This is a genomic window from Streptomyces sp. NPDC056161 (assembly GCF_042268025.1).
Classification (GTDB): domain Bacteria; phylum Actinomycetota; class Actinomycetes; order Streptomycetales; family Streptomycetaceae; genus Streptomyces.
Genome location: NZ_JBHJUV010000034.1, coordinates 76681 through 98802, shown reverse-complemented (window position 1 = coordinate 98802; position 22122 = coordinate 76681). Strand labels below are relative to the sequence as shown.

General features: G+C 74.2%; 19 protein-coding genes. 6 read left to right on the top strand and 13 right to left on the bottom strand.

Annotation, left to right across the window (positions count from 1 at the left end; all coding sequences use genetic code 11):
- Nucleotides 1–220 precede the first annotated feature (220 nt).
- On the top strand, nucleotides 221–604 hold the full coding sequence (locus ACFC09_RS28535) for a DUF2795 domain-containing protein (protein WP_376533196.1): 384 nt from the start codon (nucleotides 221–223) through the stop codon (nucleotides 602–604).
- Between the two features lie 195 nt (nucleotides 605–799).
- On the opposite strand, the gene ACFC09_RS28530 is transcribed toward ACFC09_RS28535, so the two are convergent.
- The 3 genes from ACFC09_RS28530 to ACFC09_RS28520 all read right to left on the bottom strand — a co-directional run bounded on the left by ACFC09_RS28530 (nucleotide 800) and on the right by ACFC09_RS28520 (nucleotide 3698).
- The gene (locus ACFC09_RS28530) at nucleotides 800–1057 is read right to left on the bottom strand and encodes a DUF6158 family protein (RefSeq protein ID WP_376533195.1); all 258 of its coding nucleotides are present in this window, start codon (nucleotides 1055–1057) and stop codon (nucleotides 800–802) included.
- A 132-nt stretch (nucleotides 1058–1189) separates the two neighbouring features.
- Nucleotides 1190–2809, bottom strand: a complete 1620-nt coding sequence (locus ACFC09_RS28525; RefSeq protein ID WP_376533194.1) for an ABC-F family ATP-binding cassette domain-containing protein — start codon at nucleotides 2807–2809, stop codon at nucleotides 1190–1192.
- A 193-nt stretch (nucleotides 2810–3002) separates the two neighbouring features.
- Nucleotides 3003–3698, bottom strand: a complete 696-nt coding sequence (locus tag ACFC09_RS28520; protein WP_376533193.1) for a histidine phosphatase family protein — start codon at nucleotides 3696–3698, stop codon at nucleotides 3003–3005.
- A 439-nt stretch (nucleotides 3699–4137) separates the two neighbouring features.
- On the opposite strand from ACFC09_RS28520, the gene ACFC09_RS28515 reads away from it, so the two are divergent.
- Nucleotides 4138–4959, top strand: coding sequence for a class I SAM-dependent methyltransferase (locus ACFC09_RS28515; RefSeq protein WP_376533192.1), 822 nt, complete (start codon nucleotides 4138–4140; stop codon nucleotides 4957–4959).
- A 42-nt stretch (nucleotides 4960–5001) separates the two neighbouring features.
- Nucleotides 5002–5181, top strand: coding sequence for a hydrophobic protein (locus tag ACFC09_RS28510; RefSeq protein WP_376533191.1), 180 nt, complete (start codon nucleotides 5002–5004; stop codon nucleotides 5179–5181).
- Nucleotides 5182–5346: 165 nt separating this feature from the next.
- On the opposite strand, the gene ACFC09_RS28505 is transcribed toward ACFC09_RS28510, so the two are convergent.
- A complete protein-coding gene (locus tag ACFC09_RS28505; protein WP_376533210.1) occupies nucleotides 5347–7194 on the bottom strand; it encodes a transketolase in 1848 nt (615 codons plus the stop codon).
- Between the two features lie 32 nt (nucleotides 7195–7226).
- Nucleotides 7227–8588 carry an NAD(P)/FAD-dependent oxidoreductase gene (locus ACFC09_RS28500; protein ID WP_376533190.1) on the bottom strand — a complete coding sequence of 454 codons (1362 nt, stop codon included), beginning with the start codon at nucleotides 8586–8588 and terminating at the stop codon, nucleotides 7227–7229.
- A 421-nt stretch (nucleotides 8589–9009) separates the two neighbouring features.
- On the opposite strand from ACFC09_RS28500, the gene ACFC09_RS28495 reads away from it, so the two are divergent.
- Entirely contained in the window at nucleotides 9010–9357 is a 348-nt protein-coding gene (locus ACFC09_RS28495; protein WP_376533189.1) for a VOC family protein, read from the top strand.
- A 72-nt stretch (nucleotides 9358–9429) separates the two neighbouring features.
- Here the strand turns inward: ACFC09_RS28495 and ACFC09_RS28490 are convergent, their stop codons facing one another.
- Nucleotides 9430–11391, bottom strand: coding sequence for a DUF5107 domain-containing protein (locus tag ACFC09_RS28490; RefSeq protein WP_376533188.1), 1962 nt, complete (start codon nucleotides 11389–11391; stop codon nucleotides 9430–9432).
- A gap of 180 nt (nucleotides 11392–11571) precedes the next feature.
- Between ACFC09_RS28490 and ACFC09_RS28485 the strand changes: the two genes are divergently transcribed.
- Nucleotides 11572–11919 (top strand): DUF6204 family protein, encoded by a 348-nt coding sequence (locus tag ACFC09_RS28485; protein WP_376533187.1) that lies wholly within the window; start codon nucleotides 11572–11574, stop codon nucleotides 11917–11919.
- Here the strand turns inward: ACFC09_RS28485 and ACFC09_RS28480 are convergent.
- From ACFC09_RS28480 to ACFC09_RS28460, 5 genes are all read right to left on the bottom strand, one after another.
- A complete protein-coding gene (locus tag ACFC09_RS28480; protein ID WP_376533186.1) occupies nucleotides 11891–12442 on the bottom strand; it encodes a GNAT family N-acetyltransferase in 552 nt (183 codons plus the stop codon). The two genes, ACFC09_RS28485 and ACFC09_RS28480, sit on opposite strands and share 29 nt — an antisense overlap.
- 248 nt (nucleotides 12443–12690) lie before the next feature.
- Nucleotides 12691–13617: an LD-carboxypeptidase gene (locus tag ACFC09_RS28475; protein WP_376533185.1), complete on the bottom strand. Its 927-nt coding sequence runs from the start codon at nucleotides 13615–13617 to the stop codon at nucleotides 12691–12693.
- The gene (locus ACFC09_RS28470; RefSeq protein WP_376533184.1) at nucleotides 13614–15620 is read right to left on the bottom strand and encodes a prolyl oligopeptidase family serine peptidase; all 2007 of its coding nucleotides are present in this window, start codon (nucleotides 15618–15620) and stop codon (nucleotides 13614–13616) included. Before ACFC09_RS28470 ends, ACFC09_RS28475 begins: the two co-directional genes overlap by 4 nt.
- Nucleotides 15621–15635: 15 nt before the next feature.
- Entirely contained in the window at nucleotides 15636–16958 is a 1323-nt protein-coding gene (locus ACFC09_RS28465) for a M20/M25/M40 family metallo-hydrolase (protein ID WP_376533183.1), read from the bottom strand.
- Complete coding sequence (locus ACFC09_RS28460) at nucleotides 16951–17784, bottom strand: M55 family metallopeptidase (RefSeq protein WP_376533182.1); 834 nt, start codon at nucleotides 17782–17784, stop codon at nucleotides 16951–16953. The genes ACFC09_RS28465 and ACFC09_RS28460 overlap by 8 nt, the downstream gene beginning before the upstream one ends.
- Before the next feature lie 191 nt (nucleotides 17785–17975).
- Here ACFC09_RS28460 and ACFC09_RS28455 point away from each other — a divergent pair, with 191 nt between their 5' ends.
- Nucleotides 17976–18224, top strand: a complete 249-nt coding sequence (locus ACFC09_RS28455) for a hypothetical protein (RefSeq protein WP_376533181.1) — start codon at nucleotides 17976–17978, stop codon at nucleotides 18222–18224.
- Nucleotides 18225–18503: 279 nt separating this feature from the next.
- On the opposite strand, the gene ACFC09_RS28450 is transcribed toward ACFC09_RS28455, so the two are convergent.
- Together ACFC09_RS28450 and ACFC09_RS28445 are read right to left on the bottom strand one after the other, a co-directional pair.
- Nucleotides 18504–19229: a class I SAM-dependent methyltransferase gene (locus ACFC09_RS28450; protein ID WP_376533180.1), complete on the bottom strand. Its 726-nt coding sequence runs from the start codon at nucleotides 19227–19229 to the stop codon at nucleotides 18504–18506.
- A 265-nt stretch (nucleotides 19230–19494) separates the two neighbouring features.
- On the bottom strand, nucleotides 19495–21966 hold the full coding sequence (locus ACFC09_RS28445) for a SpoIIE family protein phosphatase (RefSeq protein ID WP_376533179.1): 2472 nt from the start codon (nucleotides 21964–21966) through the stop codon (nucleotides 19495–19497).
- Between the last annotated feature and the right edge of the window lie 156 nt (nucleotides 21967–22122).

The following is a 22122-nucleotide window of genomic DNA, read 5'->3' as shown; positions in this document are numbered from 1 at the left end:
GGGGCACGGCGGTCATGCCCTCCGCTGCCATCACAGCCCGCCGGGCCGCACCCCGCGCGCGGCCGGACCCCATTAGCGGGACGCGAACCCCCGGGCGGGTGACCCCGGCCGACCGGCCCTTTCGGCGCCGCGGCGGCCGGCCGCCCGCTGCCGAAACCGTGTGTCGGCCGCCCGTCCCCGGGTACGCGGTGAACAACCCGTGAAAGATGTGGAGGGAGACATGCAGCGAGGCAGTGACCGGCTCAGTGTGCACCGGGACGACGAGATGAAGCACGAACTGAAGGATCTGCTCAGGTCCGGACACCCCACCCGGACCGAGGAGTGGTACGACCCGGAACCCCCCGCGGAGGACGACCCGGAGATCTGGCGCGGCCCGGTGCGGCCGGGGAACGCCACCGGGACCCCCCTGGAGTCGGTGCGGCTGGAGCTGGCCCGGCTCCTGGGCCGCCATCTCTTCCCGGCCGGTCCGGGCGAGCTGTCGAACGCCCTGCGCCACGGGCGCGCGCACGACGACCTGATCGAGGCGGTACGGCGGCTGCCGCGGTCGGCCCGCTACGGCAGCGTGCAGGAGCTGGCCGAGGCGATGACCGTGCGGCGGCGCTGACCGCGTCCGGCGGGGACCGCGGTCCCCGCCGGGCCGGACCCGGCCGGGTCCGGGCACCGACGTCCGCGGGACGGACGGTACTTGGGACGGACGTGCACGCGGGCGGCGCGCTCCGGACGGCCGGTGTGCCGTGGTCCGCGCGGCGGGGCCGGGCGCTCCGGTCCGCGATCGCGGCCCGGACGGCGCGGCATCGCCTCAGGTGGCGGTGACGTCGGGGGTCACCGCGCCCCCGCAGCGCCGCTCGCGCGCGCCCTCACGGGTACGGCCCGCGGCGACGGGACGGCGCGGGTTGCGGCGCAGATACTCGCCCTCCAGCTGCGCCATGCGCTCGTTGTGGGCGCGCAACGCGTCGTTCGATCCGTACAGCAGCGTGTCGTGGCGCGTGCGGTGGATCGTCTCCAGTTCCTTCATGAGCTGCTGGTCGTCGAGACGGTCCGGGTCGACTCCGGTCATGGTGTGCCCCGCTCGTCGTGTCTCACGTTCCTGAGATCCGCTGGTCCCTGAGATCCGCTGGTCCCTGAGATCAACTGGTACCTGGACTCCACTGGTCCCTGGAATCCACTGTACGAACATCCGGCCGGGCCGCTAGCGCGCCCGTTCCACCCGGCGCTCGTCCCAGACCGGCTCAGCGGTCTCGCGTACCCGGCCGTCGCTGCCGAAGACCAGGTAGCGGTCGAAGGAGCGGGCGAACCAGCGGTCGTGGGTGACCGCGAGGACGGTCCCCTCGAAGACCTCAAGGCCCTCCTGGAGCGCCTCCGCGGACTCCAGGTCGAGGTTGTCGGTGGGCTCGTCGAGCAGCAGGGCGGTGGCGCCCGCCAGCTCCAGCAGGAGGATCTGGAAGCGGGCCTGCTGGCCGCCGGAGAGGCGGTCGAAGGGCTGCTCGGCCTGGTTCGTCAGCTCGTAGCGGCGCAGCCGGGACATGGCGGCACCCCGGTCCTGGGCGTGGTCCTTCCACAGGATGTCCAGCAGGGTGCGGCCGGCCAGCTCGGGGTGCGCGTGGGTCTGCGCGAAGTGGCCGGGGACGACCCGCGCGCCCAGCTTCCACTCCCCCGTGTGCGCCACCTCGTCCCCGGCGAGCAGCCGCAGGAAGTGCGACTTGCCGGAGCCGTTGGAGCCGAGCACGGCGACCCGCTCGCCGTAGAAGACCTCCAGGTCGAAGGGTTTCATCAGGCCGGTCAGTTCAAGGCCCACGCAGGTCACGGCCCGTACGCCGGTGCGGCCGCCCTTCAGCCGCATCCGGATGTCCTGCTCGCGCGGCGGCTCGGGCGGCGGTCCGGCCTCCTCGAACTTCCGCAGCCGGGTCTGGGCGGCCTGGTAGCGGGAGGCCAGCTCGTGGCTCTTGGTGGCCGCCTGACGCAGGCTCAGCACCAGCTTCTTCAGCTGCGCGTGCTTCTCGTCCCAGCGCCGGCGCAGTTCCTCGAAGCGGGCGAAGCGCTCGCGCCGGGCCTCGTGGTAGGTGGTGAAGCCGCCGCCGTGCACCCAGGCGTCGGCGCCCGCGGGAGAGGGTTCGACGGAGACGATCTTCTCCGCGGCGCGGGCGAGGAGTTCACGGTCGTGCGAGACGAACAGCACCGTCTTGCCGGTCTCCCGCAGCCGTTCCTCCAGCCAGCGCTTGCCGGGCACGTCGAGGTAGTTGTCCGGCTCGTCGAGCAGCAGCACCTCGTCGGTGCCGCGCAGCAGCGCCTCCAGCACGAGCCGTTTCTGCTCACCGCCGGAGAGGGTGCGCACCTGCCGCCACTGGGCACGTTCGTAGGGCACGCCGAGGGCGGCCGTGGTGCACATGTCCCACAGGGTCTCGGCCTCGTAGCCGCGCGCCTCCGCCCAGTCGGCGAGGGCCTGCGCGTACTGGATCTGTGCGGCCTCGTCGTCGACGGTCATGAGGGCGTGCTCGGCCCGGTCGACCGCGCGCGCGGCCTCGCGGATGCGCGGCGGGGCGACGGACACCAGCAGGTCGCGCACGGTCGTCTCGTCCCGTACGGACCCCACGAACTGGCGCATCACGCCCAGGCCGCCGGAGACCGTGACCGTGCCGGCGTGCGGTTTCAGCTCCCCGGAGATCAGCCGGAGCAGGGTGGTCTTGCCCGCTCCGTTGGGGCCGACCAGGGCGACTGCGGCGCCCTCGCCGACCCGGAAGGAGACATCGCCGAGCAGCGCCCTCCCGTCGGGGAGGTAGTACTCCAGGTGCGCGGCTTCCAGATGTCCCATGGTGAGGAATTCTGCGGGCCACCGCCTGTTTGCGGCAAACGCTTATCCGGCCGTGTCCGGGCGGGACGTCCAGCCGTGCTCCGGCCGGCCGTCCCGATCCGTCCAGGCGGGACGCCCGTACGTGTCCTGGAAAACCGTCCAGCCGTGACCGGCCGGACGGACGCTGCTCGCGCCGGCCGGCTCGTCGGGCTCGTCAGTGCGCCGGGGGGCCGTCCGCACCGGGCTCCGCGGTCCTGGGCCGCACCGGCTGCGGCTCGCCGGTCGGGCCGCTCGCCCCGGCGGGCGCCAGTGCCGCGCCCTCCCAGGACAGCACCTTCCAGCCGTCGGCCGGGGAGCCCTCCAGTACGACCACACCGGTGTTCTCCAGTGGATGGTCGGCGACGAAGGGGACGTCGACGTTGTGTGCCCGAGCCGCCGTCCACATGCGGATCGCGGCGCCGTGGCTGACCACCACGACCGTCCCGGCGGCGGTCTCGGCGGCCTCCGCGACCACCGCGTCGAACCGGGCCAGCGCCTCGGCGCCGGTCTCCGCGCCGGGCATGCGCAGTGCCGTGTCACCACCCGCCCACGCGAACACCGTCCTCATGTACGCGCGGCCCGGTTCGGTGTCGCCGGGGAGCATCTCCAGGTCGCCCGCGGACAGCTCGCGGACGCCGTCCCGGACCCGGACGTCCAGGCCACGGGCCGCGGCCAGCGGGGCGGCCGTCAGCTGGGTGCGGACCAGGGTGGAGACGTACACGGCCTCGATGTCCTCGTCGGCGAGCGCCATCGGCAGGGCGGCGGCCTGCCGCTGCCCGAGAGGGGTCAGACCCGGTCCCGGCACCGCGGTGTCGAGCAGTCCCCCGACGTTGGAGGGGGTCTGGCCATGCCTGACCAGGAGCAGACGCATACCGGTTCCTCTCAGTTCCTCCCACTCGGCCGCCCCGCCCGGGGGCGGGAAACGACCGGTCCAGGGTACCCGTCGCCCCGTGGGACCAGATGTCCTCCCCGTTGCCTCCGGGGCCACCAGTACGCCGTACGGGGATGGCTGCTCGGCCTCTGCCGCCGCACCCGGCCCCGCCGGCACGACGAGTGAAGCGCAGCCCGGTCACCACCCCGGGCGCCGACCCTTCCCCGGCCGCTGCGCGCGGACCGGACCTCCCGCCCGGCCACCACCCGCCCGGCCACCACCGGTCGGTCCACCACCCGCCGAACCGCCCACCCGTCGTCCACATTCTGAAACGTCGGTCTCATCATTCGGCTGGCGCGCGTACGGTGAGGCGTACCGCAGACCGGGGCCGCGGGCCCCGGTGGGCCGGTACGGAGCGACGACGCGAAGGGGTAGAGCCATGCCGAAACCGCGGGAGACCGCCGTCTACACCCACGGGCACCACGAGTCGGTGCTGCGGTCGCACACCTGGCGGACCGCGGCCAACTCCGCGGCGTATCTGCTCGGTTCGATCAAGCCCCACATGAAGATCCTGGACATCGGCTGCGGCCCGGGGACGATCACCGCCGACCTGGCGGCACTGGTCCCGGACGGACAGGTCACCGGCGTCGACCAGGCACCCGGCATCCTGGACCAGGCCCGCGCCACGGCCGCCGAACGCGGGCTGGCCAACGTCGACTTCGCGGTCGCCGACGTCCACGCCCTGGACTATCCGGACGACACGTTCTGCGTGGTCCATGCCCACCAGGTGCTCCAGCACGTCGGCGATCCGGTGCAGGCACTGCGCGAGATGCACCGGGTGACCGCTCCCGGCGGCTTCATCGCCGTCCGCGACTCGGACTACGCGGCGATGACCTGGTACCCGGAGCTGCCCGGCCTGGCCGACTGGCTGGACCTGTACCGGCGGGTGGCCCGTGCCAACGGCGGCGAGCCGGACGCCGGGCGGCGGCTGAAGTCCTGGGCACTGGCCGCGGGGCTGCGGGACATCACGGCCGGCTCCGGGACCTGGACGTTCGCCGCGCCCGAGGAGCGGGCGTGGTGGAGCGGGCTGTGGGCGGAGCGGACCGTCGCCTCCTCGTACGCCGAGCGGGCCGTCCAGGGCGGCCACGCGACGGCCGGGCAGCTGCGCGCCGTGGCCGACGCCTGGCGGGACTGGGGCGCGCGGGAGGACGCCTGGTTCGCCGTGCTGCACGGGGAAATCCTGTGCCGTAAGGACGCCTGATCCGCGGCTACCGGGAAACCCGGCGCGCAGGAGGTGCCCCTGATGATTCCCATCCTGCTGGTCCTGCTCGTGGTACTGATCCTGTTCGGCATCGGGTTCCTGGTGAAACTGCTCTGGTGGATCGCGCTGGCGCTGCTGGTCGTCTGGCTGCTGGGCCTCCTGGTCCGCGGCCTGATGCTCCACACGAAAGACCGCGACCACGACCGCCAACACCATTGGTGACGTGGGCGCGTTCCCTTCAGCCGGCCGCCCGTCCGCAGGAGGGCGGCCGGCCGCAGGAGGGCGGCCGGCCGCAGCACTGCGGAGGGGCCGGGCGCCGACGCGTCCCGGCCCGCCGCCGCACGGTGCCCGGCCGCCCGGCCGCCTCGCCCCTCCGGTCCGGCCCGCTCAGCCCGCAACCGCCTCCCGGGCCAGCAGCCGGGCCGCCGACGCGATCGCCTGGGCGTCGATACCGGCGGCGTGCAGCTGCTCGTCGGGCGCGGCCGACCCCGGCATCGTGCGCACCGCCAGCCGGACCAGGCGGGGCACCGCCCGGCCGTCGACGAAGGCGTCCAGCACCGCGTCCCCGATGCCGCCCTCCTCGTGGTGGTCCTCCACGGTGAGCAGACAGCCGGTCTCCTCGGCGGCCAGGCGCAGGGTGTGCCGGTCGACGGGCTTGACGGAGTACAGATCGACGACCCGGATCGCGATGTCCTCGCCCGCCAACTGGTCGGCGGCGGCCAGCGCCTCGGGCACGGTGACGCCCGCGGCCACCACGGTCAGCCGGTCCGCGGCGGAGGAGCGCAGCACCTTGCTGCCGCCGATCGGGAAGTCCTCGTCCGGGTCGTAGACGACCGGGCCCGCGCCGCGCGAGGTGCGCAGATAGCGGACACCCGGCAGCCCGGCCATGGCGGCGACCAGCTTCGCGGTCTGGTTGGCGTCGCACGGGTACAGCACGGTCGAGCCGTACACGGTCCGGAACATCGCCAGGTCCTCCAGGCCCATCTGGGAGGGCCCGTCCTGACCGATCGAGACGCCCGCGTGCGAGCCGATCAGGTTGATGCCGGAGCCGCTGATCGACGCCATGCGCACGAAGTCGAAGGCGCGCGTGAAGAACGCCGCGAACGTCGAGGCGAACGGTACCCAGCTGCGCGCCGCCATGCCCACCGCGGCGGCGATCAGCTGCTGTTCGGCGATGTAGCACTCGAAGAACCGGTCGGGGTGCGCCTTGGCGAAGAACTCGGTACGGGTGGAGTCACCGACCTCGCCGTCCAGGACGACGACGTCCCCGCGGGCGGTGCCCAGCGCGGCCAGCGCCTCGCCGAACGCGTCGCGGGTGGCGATCCGGTCGCCCCGCGCATACCGGGGCAGCTCCAGGACCTCCGTCGGGACGAAGCGCGTGGGGCGGGCGGTGCGCGGCTCGTGCACCTGTACCCGCAGGTCACGCCGGCCGCCCAGCTCGGCGACGGCCTCCTCCGGGTCGGGCAGCGGCTTGCCGTGCAGACCCTCGCGGTCCTGGACGGAGGCGACGCCCTTGCCCTTGAGGGTGCGGGCGAGGATCACGGTGGGCTGTCCGCCGGTGGACTCGGCCTCGGTGAAGCCGCGGTCGACGGCCTCGACGTCATGGCCGTCGATCTCCACCGTGTGCCAGCCGAAGGCACGGAACCGGCGGGCGTAAGCGTCGAGGTCGTGGCCGTGCCGGGTCGGGCCGCGCTGGCCGAGCCGGTTGACGTCCACGATCAGCGTGAGGTTGTCCAGGTGCTCGTACGACGCGTGTTCCGCGGCCTCCCAGATGGAGCCCTCGGCGAGTTCGCTGTCCCCGCACAGCACCCAGACGCGGTAGCCGGTGCGGTCCAGCCGCTTGCCGGCCAGCGCGATGCCGACGCCCACCGGCAGCCCCTGGCCGAGCGAACCGGTGGCCGTCTCCACCCACGGCAGCCGCCGCGGGGTGGGGTGGCCCTCCAGCCGGCTGCCGAGCGAGCGGAAGGTCAGCAGTTCGGCGTCGTCGACGAAGCCGGCCGCCTTGTACGCGGCGTACAGCAGGGGCGAGGCGTGTCCCTTGGACAGCACGAAGCGGTCGTTGGCGGGATGGGCGGGGCGCTCGAAGTCGTAGTGCAGATGGCGGTCGAGCAGCACCGCCATCAGCTCCGCGGCGGACATCGACGAGGTGGGGTGCCCGGAGTCGGCCGCGGCGGCGGCGCGCACGCTGTCCACCCTCAGCTGCTGGGCCAGCTCGGTGAGTTCCGCGGGGTTGATGGGGTTCATGGGGTTCGTGGGGTCCTTGGGGTTCATGGGGCTCCTTCGGTGGGGGTGTCGGGGCCGGGAGGGCTCCCGGTGCTCGGCCCGGGTCCGCCCGGCACCCGGGCCAGTTCCGGGGAGGACGTGTCCAGCGGCACCGACCAGGAGCGCACCAGCCCCAACTGGACGGCCTGCGGCGGCAGTACGGTGTCCAGGAGCCAGTCGGCCGCGACCCGGACCCGGTTGCCGGGCATCGCCGCCAGGTGGTAGCCGCGGGTGACCGCCGCGGCCGGCAGGCCGGAGAGCGGCAGGCCGAGCGGGTCGGCGGCGGCCCGGGTCCCCCCGAGGTCCACGACGAAACCCAGGTCGCGATGGCGGTAGGGGCGGCGCTGTCCGACACCGAGCGAGGCGGCCACGTTCTCGGCGGCGACCGCGCCCTGCCGCCAGGCGTGCTGGGCCGTCATCGGCGTGAGTTCACCGGGCCGCTCCAGGTCGGGCACCGCTGCCGCGTCGCCGCACGCGAAGACCTCGGGCTGTCCGGGCACCTGAAGACAGGGGTCGACGATGAGCCGGCCGCGCTCCAGTGGGCGGCCGACGTCCCTGACCAGCGGATCGGGCCGGACGCCGACGCACCACACCAGCGTGCGGGTCTCGACGAACTCGCCGTCGGTGAGCCGGACCCCCTCGTGGGTGGCCTCCTGCACCGAGGTGCCCGTACGGACGTCCACGCCCCGCCGGCGCAGCACGCGGTCGGCGGTGCGCGACAGGTGCTCGTCCAGTTCGGGCAGCACCCGCGGCGCGACGTCCAGCAGCAGCCAGCGGGGCCGCACCCCGTCGGGCAGTGTCTGCCTGCGGGCCAGCTCCGCGGTGGACCGCTGCATGTGCGCGGCCACCTCCGTGCCGGTGTAACCGGCGCCGACCACGACGAACGTGCAGCGTGCCGCGGCGCCGCGCGGGTCGTCGTCGGCGGCCAGCTCCAGTTGGCGGGTGACGTGGTCACGCAGGTACAGCGCCTCGGGCAGACCGCGGAAACCGTGCGCGTACTCGGCGACACCGGGGACCGGCAGCAGCTTGTTGACGCTGCCGACGGCGAGCACGAGCCGGTCGTAGCCGAGGGTGGCCGTCCGGCCCTCGGGGTCGGTGTAGTGCACGGCCCGCCCGTCGAGGTCGATGCGGTCCGCGACGCCGAGCACCAGGCGCACGCCGCGCAGGGTGCGGGTGAGCGAGACGGTGACGCGGCGCGGCTCCAGGGTGCCCGCGGAGACCTGGGGCAGCAGGGGCAGGTACAGGAAGTAGTCGGTCGCGTTCAGCAGGGTGACGTCGGCGTGCTGTCCGGTGCGCCGGGACAGCGCGCGGGCCGCGCGGTACCCGGCGAATCCGGCGCCGACGATCACGATGCGGGGTCGGCTCACGGTGGCCTCCAGCGGTGCGACGGGTCCGAGCCCTCCGCGTCCCCCCAAGCGCCGCACTCAAAACGGGAAATCTCCGACCGACGGGGCGGTGATCTCGACGCCCGCCGGACCCGGATGGGGGGTGGGCTCGCCCGACGGACACCGGCCGGCCGGCGACGCTCCCCGGACATCGCCCCCGGCCTGCCACGGACACGGCCCGACAGACACCGGCCGGCCGACCGCCCGCCACGGGCCCGGTCCGACGGACGCCGGCCGACAGGCGGCCCGGCAGACGCCGTCCGACGGGCCCGGGGCGGCGCCGTCCGGCCGGCGCCACGTGCGGCCGGTCCGGCGGGACGGCCTGCGGACGACCTGGCCGGGTACGGTGAGTGATCGGAGGAAGCGATCTCATCGGCCGGGCGGCCCAACTAGGCTCGTGGCCATGGAGATTCTGGGCGCCTCACTGCGTATCTGCGTCGACGACCTCGACACCGCGATCCCCTTCTACGAACGCCTCGCGGGCGGCAGGGCCATGCGGTCCGAACGCGGTGGCGTCCAGGTCGCCGCGGTCGGTTCCTTCCTGCTGATGAGCGGCCCCGAGGCCGAGCTGGAGCTGCTGCGCAAGGTGACCGCGACCATCGCCGTCAAGGACGTGGACGAGGCCCACCGGCTGCTCACGGACCTGGGCGCGCACGTCCTGGCGGGTCCGGTGCCGACACCGGCGGGCCGCACGCTGCTCGCGATGCACCCCGACGGTTCGGTGTTCGAGTACGTCGACCACCGGAGCTGACCCGACCACCGGAGCCGGCCCGACCACCGGAGCCGACCCGACCGCCCCGCCGTCCGTCCCGGCGCCGACGGCTCACGGCGTGGCGGGCCGCATGCGGAAGTCGTAGCGGGCGGGCAGCGGCTCGTCGGCGAGGCGGGACCACAGCACGCCGATGGTCTCCGCCCCTTCCCTCAGGTCGGCCACCTCGAAGCCCTCGTCGAAGACGGCACGGGCCTCGGCGGGCCGCCCCTCGGCGAGCAGCAGCCCCGCCTCCAGGAGCCGGAACCGGCCGCGCCGCCGGGTCGCCGGGTGCAGCCGCCGCCACACGGCACGCGCCTCGGCTACGCGCCCGGCCGCCAGCAGCGCCTCCAGGGCCTCACGGCCGAGCGCGGCGGTGGCGGCGGTCCACGACGGACCGTCGTCGCGCCGCTGCCGGCACAGGTCGTCGAAGGCATCGGCGTACCGGTCGGCGGCCCGCGCGTGGTGGCCGGACTCCTGGTCGGCGACGGCGAGGCAGCGCAGCAGCGGCCAGCCGGAGGGAGCGAGCGGCAGGGCCCGCTCCCAGCTGCACACCGCCTGCGCCCGGTCGCCGGCGTGCCACTGGGCGATGCCGAGGTGGTACTCGCTGAGCGGGGTGGCGGGCGCGCTCTCCAGCAGCTCCCGCCAGTGCGCGGCGACGAGGGTGGGGTGCGGTGGCCGCACCCGCCGCGGCTCGGGGAAGGAGCCGGTGCGCAGCAGGTCCAGCCACGGTGCCTGGGCCTCGCCGAGGGCCGACTCGTCGAAGGGCGTGCCGGGCAGCTTCCACCCGCCGCAGAGCACTTCGAGCGCGCCCCAGCCGGAGCCGGTGGCCAGGATCTCGCCGGGCGCGGTGTCGGCGCACGGCTTCCAGGCGGCGTAGGCGGCTTCGACGTCGGCCCGTGGCAGCAACGTCTCCAGCCGTTCCGCCACGCCGCCGGTCACCGCGGGCCACGCCCCGTCGGACGGCGCGTCCAGCGGTCCGTACGCCTCCAGCCAGGACACCTCGCCCGCCGCCTCCAGCCGGACGTGTTCCAGCTGGGTGCGGGCGAGCCCGGCCTGGATCTCGCAGTAGCCGCCGGTGCCGGGTTCGGTCAGCCACCGCTGCCAGCGGCGGCCACCGGGCTGGGTGCCCCACACGAACAGCTTGCGCCCGCGCAGCACGTCGGTCGACGTCTGCACCAGCCCGTGCCCGTCGGCGTCGAGCGCGGCGATCCAGCGGCGGCGGCCGTCCGGGACCTCGTAGAAGAAGTCGGCGGCGTGCGGGCTGTTCAGCGGGTACGTCCGGTCGGTCCCCTCGTACGACGGCACCGGCACCCGGCGCAGGCGGCGCTCGTAGCCGAAGTACCATGCCTCGTCGGCGGGGGCGAGGACCCGGCACTCCTCGGGCACGGCGATGTTGGACCACCAGTAGAGGGGCGCGGGCCGCTCGTGCGGGTTGCGGACGCGCACGCCGACGTACAGGAAGTCGGAGCCGTCCGGCAGCCACAGGTCCACCTGGAAGGGCAGGTCGCGCAGCCGCTCCCATTCCCACAGCCGCAGCATCTCCCCGCCGTCGGGGGCGGCGACCCGGGCGGCGTGCAGGGGCGCGCAGGACAGGGTCGTGTGGCCGGTGGCGCCGATGTTCCACTCGATGCCGCCGGAGTACCAGGCGTCGTTGAGGGCGAAGTTGGCGGGCTGGAACACCGGGTTGCGGTAGAGGAGTTCACGGCCGGTCGGCAGGTGGACCAGGGAGGCGACGCGGCCGCCGAGGCCGGGCAGGACGGTGGCGCGCAGCCGGTCGTTCTCGATCACGAGCGCGTCGATCCCGCGTGGTGCGCGTGCCCGGTCGTAGCCGTCCCTGACGTGGACCGGCAGCAGGCTGTGCAGCGGCTCGTAGCCGATCTGCCCGGCCATGTCGCGGGGCATCCCGTCGCGGTCCCGGTCCTCGATGCGGTGCATCTCGTCGAGGGGGCGCAGCGGGGGCAGCGGGTTGTCCTCGCCGAGTTCCGCGGCGGGCAGCGTCAGTACCTCACGTCGGATCGTCGTCACGATCACCATGGAACCGGGCCGGGCGCGAGCCGACCAGGGGCGGTGCCGGTCAGGATTGCGCAAAGGCGGCGAGGGGGCGCGCGGCGGGGTCGTGCGGAGGCGTCGGCCGCCGTGAAATTCCGCGTGCGGTGGGTCCTCGCCGACGTAGAGTCGGTCGTCCATCGGATCGTGTGAAGGACGGAACGGCACATGAGTGAGCGGCACACCTACCGGGTCATCGTCCGGGGCACCTGGGCGGAGCTGACCGAGCAGGCCCGGGACCGGCTGCTGGCCGAGGCCGCCGAGCACGGGATGACGAGCATGAGGTTCACCGAGGAGGGGTCGCTGTCGTACGAGGCGCGGCCGCTGAAGCACTTCTCGTTGCGGTACGTGGTGGTGTCGGACGCGGCCGACGGGGAGGAGATGGCGGCGGCGTTCGCGGAGGAGCGCGCCGAGGCCCACCTGGCCGGGCTCGGCTACGGGTTCACGGGTCTGAAGTCGACCGTCACGGACCTGGACACCATGAAGGTCAACCGGAAGCCCGCGTCTCGGCGGTGATCGCCCAGCGCTCGTGGTCCCGCCAGCCACCGTCGATGAAGATCATCTTCGGTGAGAAGCCCTCCAGGCGGAAACCGGCACCGCGGGCGAGGGCGATGGAGGCGGCGTTGCCCGGCTGGACGTTGATCTCCAGCCGGTGCAGCCGCAGCGGCCCGAAGGCGTACCCGATCACGAGGTCGAGCCCTTCGCGCATCAGCCCGCGCCCGGCCGCGTGCGCGAAGGCGCCGTAGCCGAGGGCGCCGCACTGGAAGCCGCCCTCGACGATGTTGTTCACGTTGATGAAGCCGGCGATGTCCCCGCCGTCCCGCTCGCAGACCAGGAATCCGGCTCTGGTCGGGTCCTCGATCAGCACACCCGCGTACGCGGCGTAGGCGGCGTCGGTGAGCGGCGGGAACAGCCAGGGGTGGTGCAGGTCCTTGCTCTCCCGGGCGCGGGTGGTGAACTCCGGCCCGTCACCGTAGGTGAAGTGCCGTATGCCCACCCGGGGCCCCTCGGCGAGAAAACGAGACACGGTATGCGGCATCCAGCCACCCTACGCCGTCCGGGCCACCCGGCCACCGGGCTCCGGTCACCGGGCTCCGGCCACCGGGCTCCGGCCACCGGGCTCCGGCCACCGGGCTCCGGCCACCGGGCTCCGGCCACCGGGCTCCGGCCACCGGGCTCCGGGCTCCGGGCTCCGGGCTCCGGGCTCCGGCGAGGGTCACCGGGCCGTTCCTCTCGCTCCTGGTGAGGGATGTCCCGCTCGGCGCGCCGCCCGGCGGCCCGCGGCGGTCAGCGCAGGGCCGGCTCGTCGAGCGTCAGGGTGCCGGCGTCGGCGTCCAGTTCGGCCGCCACGCCCAACGGCACCGTCAGCGCCCCGTCGCAGTGGCCGAATCCGATCTCCTCCAGGACGGGGACGCCGAGATCGCCGAGGCGGTCGGCGAACACCGCGCGCAGTTCCTCGTACGGACCGCACTTGACCCAGGACCCGAGCCCGACACCCGCCACGCCCTCCAGCCGTCCGGCGCGCAGGAGCTGGGTCAGCAACCGGTCGACGCGGTACGGCAACTCGCCCACGTCCTCCAGCAGCACCAGCCCGCCCCGGGCGACCGGCGGGGCTTGCGGTGTGCCGAGGTCGGCGGCGAGCAGGCTCAGGCAGCCGCCCAGAGTGATCCCGCGGGCCCGGCCCGGCACCAGCGCCGGGCCCTGGGCAGCGACGATGGTGCGAACCGTCTCCGGGGCGAACAGGGTGGCCCGCAGGTGTTCCTGCGCCCGCGTGTTCTTGATGAAGTCGATGCCCGCCACGGCCGGCCCGTACAGCGTGACCAGGCCCAGCCGGTCGGCGAAGGCCCGGTGCAGCACGGTGGTGTCGCTGAAGCCGACCAGCACCTTCGGGCCCGCCGCCCGCAGGGCGTCCCAGTCGAGCAGGTCGACCATGCGCTGGGCGCCGTAGCCGCCGCGGGCGCACAGCACCGCCGCCACGTCCGGATCGCACCAGGCCCGCTGGAGGTCGGCGGCCCGGTCGGCGTCCGTGCCCGCCAGGTGGCCCAGCTCGGCGTGCCGGTCCCGCGCGTGGGGCTGCACGACCGGGTCGAGGTCCCAACCGCGCAGGACGTCGAGCCCCGCCTCCAGACGGTCCTCTTCGAGCGGCCCGCTCGGGGCGACCACCGCGACCCGCGCCCCGGGGGCGAGCCGCGGCGGCCGGACGAGTTCCCTCATGGGTGCAGCTCCAGCGCGCGGATCCCCGGCACGTCCAGCCCGAACACCTGGGCGTACAGGGAGAGTTCGGCTTCCAGGGCGCGCACCATCGTCTCCGCCCTGCGGAAGCCGTGCCCCTCCCCCTCGAAGGTGAGGTAGGCGTGCGGCACCCCGCGCCCCGCGATCCGGGCGAGGAAGCGCTCGCACTGCACGGGCGGGCAGATCACGTCGTCCAGGCCCTGGAGCAGCAGGAAGGGCGCGGAGACCTTGTCGGCGTGCTCGGACGGCGACCGGTCCGCGTACCGCTCGGGGACCTCGGCGAGCGGTCCGACCAGACCCTCCAGGTACCGCGACTCGAAGTCGTGGGTCTCCCCCGTGCCCCAGCCGGTGAGGTCGAGGATCGGGTAGAGGATCGTGCCGCACCCGTAGACGTCGGTGCTCGCCAGGGAGGCCGCACTGGTCCAGCCGCCCGCGCTGCCGCCGCGGATCGCGAGCCGGTCGCGGTCGGCGGTGCCCTCCTCGGCGAGGGCCAGCGCGACGGCGGCGCAGTCCTCGACGTCGACGACACCCCACTGCTCGCGCAGCCGGTCGCGGTACTCGCGGCCGTACCCGGTCGAGCCGCCGTAGTTGACCTCGGCGACGCCGATGCCCCGGGAGGTGAAGTACGCGATCTCCAGGTCCAGCACCAGCGAAGCCCGGCCGGTGGGCCCGCCGTGCGCCCAGACGACGTACGGCGCCGGCCGGCCGGCGGGCGCCTCGACGCCCGGGTGGTGCGGCGGGTACACGTGGGCGTGCACGTCGCGTCCGCCGGGGCCGGTGAAGGTACGCACCTGCGGCTCGGGGTAGTAGGCCGGGTCGACCGGATCGGTGTGCCGGGCGGCGACGGTCCGGGCCCGGCCGGTCCCGGCCGCCAGTTCGACGATCTCGTATCCGCTGCGCGGGCCGGCGCCGACGGTGACGACCCGGTCGCCGTGCGCGGCGAGCGTCGCCTCGAACTCCGACCAGGGGCCGGCGGCGTCGGCGATCTCGCCGGTCCGCGGGTCGAGCACCCCGAGGGCCTTGGCGCCACGGCCGTGCACGACCGCGATCAGCCCGTTGTCCAGCGGGGCGAACCAGCGGTGGCCGAGCTTCCACAGCGGCCCGCCGAACTCCTCCTCGCGCGGGCACAGCGGGGTGCCGTCGCGGTACAGGTTCCACCAGCCGCTGCGGTCGCTCGCGTACAGCAGGCTCCCGTCGGCCGCCCAGTCGGCCTGGGCGATGGACTCCGCCGGTCCGCCGGCCACCGTCCGCGCCCCGCGCAGGGTGCCGTCCGCCGTGACGTCCGCGACAATCAGCTCCGTGCCGTCCCAGGGCATGCGCGGGTGGTCCCAGGCGAGCCAGGCGGCGCGGCGGCCGTCCGGGGAGAGCCGCGGGCCGGTCACGAACCGGTGCCGCTCGGCGGTGAGTTCGCGTACGGCGCCGCGGTCCTCGGCGGCCGAGCCGTCCAGCGGCACGGCCGCCGCGACGCGCCGCAGGCCGCCGGGCCCCTCGCCGGTGAACTCCTCCAGCACGCACCACACTTCGCCGCGTTCCAGGTCGATCCGCGGCTCGGCCCAGCGCAGTCCGCCGCCCACCGACGAGACCGGTGTCAGCGGCCGCGGCTCGCTCCCCGGCTCGTAGCGGTACAGCCGCTGGTCGGGGAAGTTCACGAACACCACGAGCGGGCCGTCCGCGGACATCACGCCGGCCCAGGGCAGCCCGCCGTACTCGATGACGCGGCTGCGCACGTTCCAGGGCGCGGGCAGCAGCGACTCCTCCGTGCCGTCCGCCCGCTCCCCGCCGTCGCCCGGCCGCGGTGGCGCCGCACGCCCCGCCTCCGGGCCACGCCGCCGCACCAGGGTCCGGCGCCCGCCCTCGGCGGGCCGCGGCTCGGTCCACCAGACCTCGTCGCCGACGAAGCCCACCCATTCCGGGTGGCCGTCGTGCGCGGCGGCCAGGGCCGCGTCGATGGGCGAGGGCCAGGAGCCGTACGCCATGGTCGTCATGTGATCCCCCATCGTCTATGCCGTGCGCAGGAAGCGGTCGAGGACCCGGACGCCGAAGTGCAGCGCCGAGGCCGGCACCCGCTCGTCGACCCCGTGGAACATGGCCTGGTAGTCGTAGCCCTCGGGGAGCTTCAGCGGGGTGAAGCCGTAGCCGGTGATGCCGAGCCGGGAGAACTGCTTGGCGTCCGTGCCGCCGGACATGCAGAACGGCACCACGTGCCCCTCGGGTGCGAACTCCTCGATGGCGGCCCGCATCCCGGCGAACGTCGGCGAGTCGACCGGCGCCTGGAGGGCGACCTCCCGGTGGTGGAACTCCCAGTCCACGTCCGGTCCGGTCAGCCGGTCCAGGGTGGCGCGGAACTCGTCCTCGCCGTCCGGCAGGTACCGCCCGTCGACAAAGGCGACGGCCTTCCCCGGGATCACGTTCACCTTGTAGCCCGCGTCCAGCATGGTCGGGTTGGCGCTGTTGCGGACGGTCGCCTCCACCAGCTTGGCGGCCGGGCCGAGCTTCGTCAGCAGCCCGTCCACGCCGTCGGGGCCGTCGGGGCCGTCGAGGTCGGCATCGATGCCGTACAGGGCGGCGAGTCCGGTGAGCGCGGCGCGCACGGTCGGGGTGAGCCGCAGCGGCCACTCGTGGTCGCCGATGCGGGTGACGGCGGCGGCCAGCCGGCTCACCGCGTTCTCCCGGTTGACCTTGGAGCCGTGCCCGGCCCGGCCGTGCGCGGTCAGTTTCAGCCAGCCCGTGCCGCGCTCACCGGCGGCGATCGGGTAGATCTGGCGGCCGGTGCCGTCGTGGAAGGTGTACGCGCCCGACTCGCTGACGCCCTCGGTGCACCCCTCGAAGAGGTGGGCGTGCCGGTCGGCGAGGAACCCGGAGCCGTCCTCGGCGCTGTCCTCCTCGTCGGCGGTGAAGGCGATGACGACATCGCGCCGCGGGCGCACGCCCTCCCGTGCCCAGGACCGGACCACCGCGAGGATCATCGCGTCCATGTTCTTCATGTCGACCGCGCCCCGGCCCCAGACGACCCCGTCGCGGATCTCGCCGGAGAAGGGGTGCACGCTCCACTCGTCGGCCTGTGCCGGGACGACGTCCAGATGGCCGTGGACGAGCAGGGCCGGGGCCGACGGGTCGGTGCCGGCCACACGGGCGACGACGTTCGTCCGTCCCGGGGTGCGTTCGAGGAGGGCGGGTTCGAGGCCGGCGCCGGCCAGCTGCTCGGCCGCGTACTCGGCGGCGGGCCGTTCCCGGCAGTCGCCGCCGCCCCGGTTGGTGGTGTCGATCCGGATCAGGTCGGAGGTGAACCGCACGACCTCGTCCAGTGCGCGCCGGTCAGCCATACTGTTCCTCCACCGCGGCCGAGACGATGGTGGTGACCGCCTTGAAGCTGCGGATCCCCTCGTACATGGTGTCGCTGGTGTACGCCACCTTCCGCTCGCCGGTCCGCTCGACGCCCGGCACCACGGTGGCGGCCTGGGCCAGGTGCTCGGCGTCGAACTCCAGCGCGATGGTGAACGGGCCGCCGCGGACCGGTGCGTGACGCACCGCGAGTGCGGCGGCCTCCTTGGCCGCGGCGTGGATGTCGGCGGCGGTCCTGGCCGGTGTGCGGCACACGGCCGCGTACCGCGACACGTGGTCCTTCACCGCGACCTTGAGCGCCTGCGGCGCGTAGCCGAGCGCGTCCTCGCAGGCCACGTCGTCGCCGGTGACGAGGACCACGGGCACCCCGTACTCGGCGACGACATGGGCGTTGAGGAGTCCCTCGCTGGCCCGTTCGCCGTTCAGCCACACCCCGGTGATGGAGTTGGCGAGGTAGGTGTGGGCGAGGACGCCCTCCATGCCGGCGCCCGCGTGGTAGCCGACGAAGGCGACGCCGTCCACGTCCCCGTGCTGCACGCCCTCCACCATGGACAGCGACTTGTGCCGACCGGTGAGCATCTGGGCGCGCTCGTCGAGCCGCTCCAGGAGCAGGTTGCGCATGGTCCAGTGGGCCTCGTTGACGAGGACCTCGTCGGCCCCGCCGTCCAGGAAGCCGCGCACCGCGGCGTCGACGTCGGAGGTGAACATCGACCGGCACCGCTCCCACTGCGGTGTCCCCGGCAGCACGTCGGCCGGCCAGGTGACGCCGGTGGCGCCCTCCATGTCCGCACTGATGAGGATCTTCATGCCGCGCACGTTACGCGGTACGGCGCCTACCGGCCATGATCAGCGGCAGAAAACCGTCGGACCCGCCGGAGCGGAGGTCTTCACCCCGGGCGGGAACATTCCGGGTCCGGCCGACGCTGTCATCCATACCCCGTCGGGTACCGCGACGTACTCCATGGGGAGCGACGACGGCGAGGAAGGGCGTGGGAGTGATGACTGGTCAGGAGCTGTCCGGCCGGGGCGAGGGCGTGGCCCTCGTGACGTGCTGCGGCCGGCGGATCGCCGTGAAGTGCTTCACGCTGGCCACACCGGAGAATCCCATCAGCCGGGTCACCCTGGACGTCGGCAAGGACCGGGACGGCGAGCCGGGCACCTGGGCCTCGCTGACCGCCGACGAGGCCCGCGGCCTGGCCCACCTCCTGCTCGCCGAGGCGGCCCGCGCGGAGCGGTCCGGCCGGTGAGACACCGCGGGACCGGCCGGTCCCGCGGGCGGGGCCGGCGCCTGCGGACCGGCCGGAGCGCGGGTGACGCACCCGACGGCCGGCCGGAGCGCGCGGGTGACGCACCCGACGAGCAACCGGACCACGGGTGACACACCAGACGAGCAACCGGACGGCGGGTGACACCCGAGGACCGGCCGGACCACGGGCGAGGGCCGGGCCCCTGGGCGGTCGGAACCGGCCGACGCGGGCCACGCTCCCCTGGTCCGTCGGAACAGACCGGCGATCGGCCGGCGAGGGTCAGACAGCCGCCCCGGCCACCAGCCACTTCGACGGCAGTTCGATGCGTCCGCCGTCCGGCGCGGACTCGGTCGTGACCAGCGGCAGTTCGCCGCTCGCCAGGACTCTGAGCCCGGCCGACCGCAGGTATGCGGGCACCGCGTCGTCGGCCACCGCACCGGGCGCTATGCCGTGGCGGAAGATTGGGACGATCTTGGCGGGCGGGCCCGCCGGTCCCTGGGCCAGGCTCCGCAGGACCCCGCCGGCGGCCTCGGACGGTTCGACCAGGAAGGCGCGGCCGCGCGCGCCCACCAGGGTGGCTATCCCGTCCACCAGCGGTTGCCGGTCGTCGGGTTCCGCCTGGTGCAGCACGCCCCGCATATAGACGTTCGCGTCGCCGAGTTCCCCGTGCAGCGTCTCGGCCTCGCTCTTGTCGACGGCGTTCAACTGCCGGTACGTCGCCCGGCCCGCGGGGTCGGCGTGCCGGGCGTGCGCCAGGGCCGCCTCGGCTATGTCCACGCCCAGGACCCGCGGGAACCGGCCGGCGAGGAACCGGGACTGGGTGCCGTTGCCGCAGCCGAGGTCCACCAGCGGCAGAGCGGGGTCCGTCAGGTGCGGCGCGAACAGGTCGAGGTGGACCGCGGCGGTCAGCGCCGGATCCGCGTCCCAGAACACCGCCCCCGGCTCGTCGGGCGCCTCACGCCAGAACCCCTCCCAGGCCGTCCGGTACCGACTCGTCACGCTCATGCCCAACTCCCCAGGATGCGACGCCTGTCCGCCAGAGGTGGCGGGTTCGTACGGTCTATCGCGTGCGGGTCCCGGCGACAAGCGCGTGGCGCGTTCCTTCACCACGCACCGGTTTCTCGTACGCCGTCGTGCGACCCCCACGCCCGCGCACGCCCCTGAGCCGTACCTGAGCCATTCCTGGGCTTTCCCTGAAGTCGTCCCTTGAGCTGCCGCTGAGCCGTTGTGAACTGCCGCCGAGCCGTCCCCGGACGGTCAGCCCGGACGGTCAGCGGCGTCGTGCCGTCAGTTCGAACCAGACGGTCTTCCCGGCGTTCGTACGGCTCGTGCCCCACTCCCGGGCCAGCGTGCTCACCACGCGCAGCCCGCGCCCCGACTCGTCCTCGGGTCCGGCGCTCAGCAGGGTCGGCAGGGTGTGATCGTCGTCGTCCACCTCGCACAGCAGGGTTTCGCCCCGCACCAGCCGCAGCTGGACCGGGCGGCTGTGCGAATGCCGTACGGCGTTGGTGACCAGTTCGCTGACCAGCAGCTCCGCGCTCTCGGCGAGCCGGGAGAGGCCCCACTCGTGCAGTTGCTCGCCGACCGCGGCGCGGGCCCGGCCGACCTCCGCCGGGTCGAGGCCGAGCCGCCACTCGGCGACGTCCTCCGGTCCGATCCCGTTGAGACGGGCCATCAGAAGGGCCACGTCGTCCTTGCGGCCGCCGTGCGTGTTGAGGGCGCGGATGATCGTGTCGCAGGCGCCGTCCATGGAGGCGGCCGGGTGGGCCGCGGACTCGCAGAGCGTCGCGAGACCGACACCGATGTCCTCGCCGCGCACCTCCACGAGCCCGTCGGTGCACATCACCAGCCGGTCCCCGGGCGCCACCGGCACCCGCACCGCCTCGAAGGGCACACCGCCGACACCGATGGGGGCGCCGGTGGGCAGGTCGAGCAGTTCGCTGCGGCCGTCCGCCCGTACCAGCACGGGCGGGATGTGACCCGCGTTGGCGATCAGCAGCTCGCTCTCGATCGGGTCGTAGACGGCGTACAGGCAGGTCGCCAAGTAGGTGTCGCCGAGCCGCTGGGCGAGGTCGTCGAGGTTGCGCAGCAGTTGGGCCGGCGGCAGGTCGAGGGCGGCCATGGTCTGTACGGCGGTTCGCAGCTGGCCCATCATCGCCGCCGAGTTCAGGCCATGGCCCATGACGTCACCGACGACGAGCGCGGTGCGGGCGCCGGGCAGCTTGACGGAGTCGAACCAGTCGCCGCCGACCCGGCCGAGCAGGGTGCCGGGCAGATAGCGGGTGGCGATGTCACAGCCCGCCATGCGCGGCGGGATGTGCGGCAGCATGCTGTCCTGGAGGGTCTCGGCGACGCTCTCCTGGTAGGTGTACATGCGCGCGTTGTCGAGCACGAGGCCCGCGCGGGCGGCGAGTTCCGCGCCGGTGACCCGGTCCATGTCGTTGAACTCGACGCGCTCGGGGTGGCGCAGCAGGATCATGAAGCCGAGGACCACGTTGCGTGCCTTCAGCGGCACCACCAGCATGGAGCGGTGGCTGATGAGCGGCCGGATGTCGCGCTTCTCGAACTGCGAGGCGATGGCGTGCCCCAGCTCCTCGCTGATGCGCGGCACCAGGACGGGCTCGCCGGTGGTCATGCACTGGAAGAACGGGGTGTGCGCCGGGAACGGCATGGCCTCGCCGACCGGGACGACGTCGTCCCAGCGACCGGGTTCGTCGGTGTGCTCCAGGGCGACCCGGTGCCACATGGTGGTGGTGTCCGGCACGCCGTCGGGAAAGCCCTCGCCGGCGACGACCTGTTCGCGCAGATAGGTGCCGGCGACGTCGGTGAAGCGCGGTACGACGGCCTTGCTGACCTCGATGATGGTCCGGGAGAGGTCGAGGGAGGTGCCGATGCGCCCGCTGACCTCGTTGAGGAATTCGAGGCGTTCACGGACGGCCGCGAACTCCAGGTCCTCGCCGTCCTCGTCGGTGAGGTCCTCCGGCACCGGCAGGCCCTGCGCCGCGACCCGGGCCGCCCGCGCGCGGCGGGCCAGGCGCTCGGTCCGCCGGGCCACGCCCCAGTCCGGGGTCACCGGCACCCGGTCGTTCTGGCTGAACTCCAGGACGGGATAGCCCAGTTCGAGAACCTGCGCGACGATGCGGGCGCCCTCCCCGACGCTCATGCTGGGCAGGATCTCGGGCAGCCGGCGGGCCAGGTCGTCGGCGCCGGGGAAGTCGGTGTGCAGGGCGAAGCCGGGGGCGATCCGCTCGAACGCCACCGTCGGACGCGGGTCGTCCGGGTCGCCCGGGTGCAGCCGGTCCGCGTCGGCGGCCAGCACCAGCAGCCGCTCGTCGCCCGGACCGACCAGGGGGTACGCCCACCACACCACGTCCACCCGGCCACGGGCACGGTCCCGGTCGCCCTCCGGCACGGTCAGCCGGGCACGGCCCGCCGCCGGGTAGTTCAGCCGTCCGTCGAGGGAGGATCCGAGGTCGGGTCCGAGGTCGTCGTAGGCCGCGTACGCCCCGTACGGGGTGATCGCGTCGTCGTCGGGGAGCGCTCCCGAGACGGGCAGCAGGTCGAGCACGGACCGGCCGACGGCCTCGTCCTTGGCGGCGCCGAACAGGCGGCGTGCGCCGGTGCTCCAGTGGGACACCAGGCCGTCGCGGTCGACGATGATCACGGCGAGCGGAATGCGGCCCGCCGCGCCGTCACCAGCCCCGCGGCTGGGAGGTCTGTCCCTCTCGCTGCCACGGTCCATGGCCCAGGCCCTTTCTCCCCACGGCTCCGCAAAGATCTGTGCCGCCCGCCCCTACCGTACGGCTACGTCCGGTCGCGATGTGTGCCAACGCCGGAATTGGCTCCGCATGATCGCTCCGGCGGGCCGGCCCGCGTTCCCGGGGGGCGCACACCGCGT